The organism is Paenibacillus sp. MAEPY2, assembly GCF_000499205.1.
GTDB classification, from domain to species: domain Bacteria; phylum Bacillota; class Bacilli; order Paenibacillales; family Paenibacillaceae; genus Paenibacillus; species Paenibacillus vandeheii.
This window is the reverse complement of sequence record NZ_AWUK01000114.1, coordinates 1-890: the sequence shown is the minus strand read 5'-3', so window position 1 is coordinate 890 and position 890 is coordinate 1. Positions and strand designations below refer to the sequence as shown.

The 890-nt window shown below is 47.9% G+C and carries 1 protein-coding gene; it reads right to left on the bottom strand.

The genetic code is table 11. The features are described 5' to 3' along the window. Positions 1 to 770, bottom strand: a 770-nt coding sequence (locus P364_RS35940) for an acyl carrier protein (protein ID WP_161634858.1), incomplete at its 3' end; no start/stop codon positions are given. Between the last annotated feature and the right edge of the window lie 120 nt (positions 771 to 890).

Sequence of the window (890 nt, the reverse complement as noted above, 5' to 3'; positions counted from 1 at the left end):
GCTTCGCGAGGAGAGATCTGAAAGAACAACGGATCGAATTCGTCCACCCCGTCCAGAAATCCGCCCCAGCGTCCATAGGTCTTGCCCGGTGTGCCTGGCGCTGAATCATACACCTGCTCCTGATCCCAGCGTTCCGATGGAATCTCGGTAATACTGTCCGTTCCACTGCGCAGATTCTCCCAAAACTCATGGATATTCCGCGCGCCCGGGTACCTTCCCGCCACACCAATAATGGCGATATCCTGCTTCACCTCGTCCTCTTGAACCTGAATGGATGATTCAGTTGCATTCAAAGATTTCATTGAACTAGCGTTCTTCGACTCTGCATCAGCAGCTTGTTGATTCTTCAATGTCCTCTTTTGCCGTAGAATGCCCTTCGATTTAACGTCCACTATTCCATCATTTTGTACAGCAACCGCAGCCCGAGATCCACCAACGGATTCCTCAGAACGTTCTCCCCCTAAAATGAGTCTCAGCTGTTCATGATGGTGTTCAAGGAAATATTCGCTCAGAGCCCGAAGGGTCTGATATTCGAAAAACAGGGTTTTGGGCAAGAGACCAAACTGTTCTTCCAAACTGGTGGTCATCTGCATAATAAGTAACGAATCTATCCCGTATCGGTCCATTGCTGTATCTACGTCAATCTTTGATTTTGGAAGTCCGATGACACGGGCTAAACGCTCTTGCAGAAATTGAACTGTTTTTACTCGCAAATCCGCATCTTTTTTCTGCACGGGTCGATGTTTCTCTTCATTGATATGCAGGTCCATTCGCTCCTTCCCCATTGGGTGGATCTGACCGGTAATATGCTGGACAGTTTGACTTATATTTAAATGTTCCAAAAGTGTTTCTGTGGAAATGTCCCATCCGTGCCTTGTCAGCAGTGTGCG